The following is a 3,964-nucleotide window of genomic DNA, read 5'->3' on the forward strand; positions in this document are numbered from 1 at the left end:
GCGACCTTTTCTTCCGCCGTGCGACGGCCGAGCAGCAGCATCTGGTCCTGCGCCAGGCTGAGTTCGTGACCGGCGAATTCATGCAGCCGCCGCAGCAGATGCGGCTTGCCCTCGACATAGGCGACAAAGGCCGGGCGCGCGAAGCGGCACACCTTGACCGGGGTGATCGCCTCGGCCGCGACGCCGTAGCGGTCCATCAGCGCGAGCCCGAGGAAATCGCCGGGCATCGCGAAGCCGACGATCTGGCGGCGTCCGTCGGGCAGCGATTTGTATAGCCGCACCATGCCCTCGGTGACATTGAACACGCTGCCGGCCAGCGCCCCCTGATCGAACAGCATGGCCTTCGCGGCGAAGTGCCTGACGTGGCTGATGCGATCCAACTCGTCGAGTTCGGAGGCTTCCAGGGCGCCGCAGACGCTGAACAACCGCACCTTGCAATCGTCGCAGCCGTTCTTGCTCCGGCCATGCTTGCAGTCGTTGACGGGGCAAGCCTCCGCGGCCGGCTCGGCGAAGGTTATCGCAACGGCTGTCATGGCGTTATCCGGTTTCGGTTCAGTCATGTCGGGTACCCTACACCCATTTGACCTGAATCAATCATCGCCGTCGTTGACCCACATCAATGCCGCAGCGGCAGCAGCGCGCAATTTGGTGGGCGGCATGGATTCCATCGATGAACGAGCAATTTCAAGCGGTTCCCGTGACATGGGCGAACGCACGGGCCGCCTTTCCGCTGGTCCGTCTGCATGACGCCGGTATCACGCTGGAGAAATGGCTGCTGTACGTGCGGCGGCGCAGCCGCGCCAAGTCCGGCCGCAGCGGCCTGATGGCGATCAGCGACCGCCGTGGCATCGTCCACGCGCTGTTCAGTTACCACGTCGGGCTCGACCTGCGCACCCGCAAGCGGCTGTGCATCGAAGCCCTGATCGTGGCCCACATGCCGGGCTCGCAGATCGACGAGGCGGTCGATCTCAGCACCGGACAGGTCGCCGCCTCGCTGAATTGCCAGACCATCAGCATCGAGCAGTCGCTTCCCGGTTTCGGCATCCGAGAACAACGACCGCCGATGTCGTTCAAAACCGCGCCGCCGAGTATCTCCAGCACCCGGCAGCACTGACGACGCCCCAGGCGTCCCGGTCTCAGGCGCCTTCGTCGAGCGCCACCAGCTCGCGCTTCTTGCGGAACGCCGGCAGCAGCGGGCCGACCAGCAGCAGCAGGGCCAGCGCCAGGCAGGCGGCGGAGATCGGACGCTCGACGAAGGTCATCAGGTCGCCTTGCGACAGGATCAGCGATTTGCGCAGGTTGTTCTCCAGCAGCGGGCCGAGCACGAAGGCCAGCACCAAGGGCGCGGGCTCGTAGCCGAACTTGCGCATGAAATAGCCGATCACCCCGAAGCCGACCATCACGTAGACGTCGAACACGTTGTTGCTGCTGCAATACACGCCGATGATGGTGAACAGGATGATCAGCGGGAACAGCACGTTGTATGGCAGCTTCAACAGCTGCACCCACATCCCGATCAGCGGCAGGTTGAGCACCAGCAGCATCACGTTGCCGATATACATGCTGGCGACAATGCCCCAGAATAGGCCGGGGTTCTGCGTGATCAGCAGCGGGCCCGGCTGCAGGCCATGAATGACGAAGGCGCCGAGCAGCAGCGCCATCACCACATTGGGCGGGATGCCCAAGGTCATCAGCGGAATGAAGGCGCCGCCCGCCGCCGCATTGTTGGCGGCTTCGGGTCCTGCGACGCCCTCGATGGCGCCGCGGCCAAACCGCTCCGGCGTCTTCGACAGCCGCTTCTCCAGTGCATAGGAGGCGAACGACGCCACCACCGCGCCGCCGCCGGGCAGAATGCCGAGGAAGAAGCCGAGCAGCGTGCCGCGCGTGATCGGCCCGGCGCTGGCCTTCCAGTCCTCCTTGTTCGGCAGCAATTGCGTGATCTTCGCGTTGATGATGTCGCGCTTGATCACCTGCTCGGTATTCAGCAGCACTTCGGCCAGCCCAAAAAGCCCCATCACCACCGGCACCAGGCCGATGCCGTCGATCAGTTCGATGCGGCCGAAGGTCAGGCGCGGCTGCGCGGTGATGCCGTCGAGGCCAATCAGCCCGAGCACGATGCCGATGCACGCCATCAAGAGCGCCTTGGCCATCGAGCCCTGGGTGAGAAAAGTCAGCACGACCAGGCCGAGCACCATCAGGCTGGCATATTCGGCCGGACCGAAGGCGATGGCGACGGAAGCGAGCTTTGGCGCCACCAGCATCAACGCGACCAGCGAGAAGGTGCCGGCGATGAACGAGCCCAAAGCGGAGATGCCGAGCGCGGGGCCGGCCCTGCCCTGCTTGGCCATCTGGTGGCCGTCGATGCAGGTGACCACGGAGGCGGCCTCGCCGGGGATGTTGACCAGGATCGAGGTGGTGGAGCCGCCATACATCGAGCCGTAATAGATGCCGGCCATCATGATGATGCCGCTCTCCGGGGTGCCGGACAGCGTGATCGGCAGCAGCAGCGACATCGCCGAGATAGGACCGATGCCCGGCAGCACGCCGACCAGCGTGCCGATGAACACGCCGATGAAGCAGTACAGGATGTTGATCGGCTGCAGCGCAACGCCGAACCCCTGCATGACATTGTAAATGACGTCCATGATGGTGCTTCCGGTCAGCCGATTTCAAACATGCCCGAAGGCAACTGGATCAGCAGCCCGCGCTTCAGCACCCACCACACGCCAAGCGGCGCCAGCACCGCGAGCGGCACCGCCAGCGTCCAGCGCACCGGATCGATCGCGCGCAGCAACAGCAGCATCAGCGGAATGGTCGAGACGAGAAAGCCGAGTTGGTCGAGCGCAACGGAGTAGACCATCAGCGCGGCGATGATCACCACCGGCTTGGTCCAGCGCGCGCCGTCCCAGCGCGAGGCGAAGGTCGGCCCGCCCTCGGTGACCGCGGCCACGATGATCGACGCCGCGAACAGGCACATCAGGATGCCCGTGTAGAACAGCACGTAGCCGGAGCCGGGATCGTTGATGCTGCCGAGCTTGAGATGCAGCCCGGCGCGGATCACGAAGATGCCCAGCGCAAGGCCGAGCACGCCGCCCCACAGTTCGGAATTGTTGAAGCGGAAGGTGGGACGGGCAGGAGTGGTCATAAAATGCCTTTGATATCGTAATAACGCTGCGGCTTCTTTCCCTCCCCCGCGTCTTCGCGTGGGGAGGGTGGCCGGGCGAAGCGCAGCGAAGCCCGGACGGGTGGGGGTGGCGCCACCTGTAATACTGCGCGTGGCAGCCCCCCACCCGTCACGTTTGTTCGCTTCGCTCCCAAACGCGCCACCCTCCCCACCTAGCGAAGCTTCGCTTCGCCTGGGGGGAGGGAAAAGAAGAGCGCACCTGCTCTACGTTTTCGGAACACGAGAGTTAATTCGCCTTCTTCGCCAGCCCGATGCCTTCAATCACCTTGCGCTCCGAGGCCGTGACTTCCACCACGAACTTCTTGTAGTCCTCGGTGTTCTTGTAGTTCGGCATCATGTCGTATTTCGCCAGCGTGGCGATCACGGCGGGGTCCTCGATGGCCTTCTTGAAGGCGTCGTGCAGTTTGGCGACGATCTTCGGGTCCATGCCCTTGGGGCCGGCGATGCCGAACGGCGAGTCATAGACCATCGGATAGCCGAGCTCCTTCAGCGTCGGCACATCCGGGAAATTCGGCGAGCGCTTGTCGGTCCACACCATCAGCAGGCGCAGCTTGCCGGCATCGACCAGCGGCCGCCATCCCGTGGAATCCGCCTGCAGCATGGTGTGCTGGCCGAGCACGGCGGCGTTGGTTTCGGCGCCGCCCTTGAACGGCACCTGGGTCAGCTTGATGCCGGCCAGGCCTGCGATCTGCTCCATGCCGACATGCAGCGAGGTGCCGGTGCCGGGCGTCGCATAGGTCACCTTGCCGGGATTGGCCTTGGCGAAATCCACCACGTCCT

The 3,964-nt window shown here is 64.6% G+C and carries 5 protein-coding genes; 1 reads left to right on the plus strand and 4 read right to left on the minus strand.

Annotation, left to right across the window (positions count from 1 at the left end):
* Positions 1-533: Crp/Fnr family transcriptional regulator (locus JWR89_RS01970; protein WP_299711126.1), on the minus strand; the 533-nt coding region annotated here is incomplete at its 3' end.
* Between the two features lie 137 nt (positions 534-670).
* On the opposite strand from JWR89_RS01970, the gene JWR89_RS01975 reads away from it, so the two are divergent.
* Entirely contained in the window at positions 671-1,114 is a 444-nt protein-coding gene (locus JWR89_RS01975) for a hypothetical protein (protein ID WP_299711129.1), read from the plus strand.
* A 22-nt stretch (positions 1,115-1,136) separates the two neighbouring features.
* Here JWR89_RS01975 and JWR89_RS01980 read toward each other — a convergent pair whose 3' ends face one another.
* From JWR89_RS01980 to JWR89_RS01990, 3 genes are all read right to left on the minus strand, one after another.
* Positions 1,137-2,645 (minus strand): tripartite tricarboxylate transporter permease, encoded by a 1,509-nt coding sequence (locus JWR89_RS01980; RefSeq protein ID WP_299711132.1) that lies wholly within the window; start codon positions 2,643-2,645, stop codon positions 1,137-1,139.
* 14 nt (positions 2,646-2,659) lie between these two features.
* Entirely contained in the window at positions 2,660-3,145 is a 486-nt protein-coding gene (locus JWR89_RS01985; protein ID WP_299711135.1) for a tripartite tricarboxylate transporter TctB family protein, read from the minus strand.
* A 265-nt stretch (positions 3,146-3,410) separates the two neighbouring features.
* The coding region (locus JWR89_RS01990; RefSeq protein ID WP_299711137.1) for a tripartite tricarboxylate transporter substrate binding protein at positions 3,411-3,964 on the minus strand (554 nt) is incomplete at its 5' end.

The sequence above is a fragment of the Tardiphaga sp. genome (assembly GCF_028290785.1).
GTDB lineage: Bacteria > Pseudomonadota > Alphaproteobacteria > Rhizobiales > Xanthobacteraceae > Tardiphaga.

Coding starts and splice junctions, on each gene's coding strand:
- JWR89_RS01975 (WP_299711129.1), top strand. CDS start 671: ATGAACGAGCAATTTCAAGCGGTTCCCGTGACATGGGCGAACGCACGG.
- JWR89_RS01980 (WP_299711132.1), bottom strand. CDS start 2,645: ATGGACGTCATTTACAATGTCATGCAGGGGTTCGGCGTTGCGCTGCAG.
- JWR89_RS01985 (WP_299711135.1), bottom strand. CDS start 3,145: ATGACCACTCCTGCCCGTCCCACCTTCCGCTTCAACAATTCCGAACTG.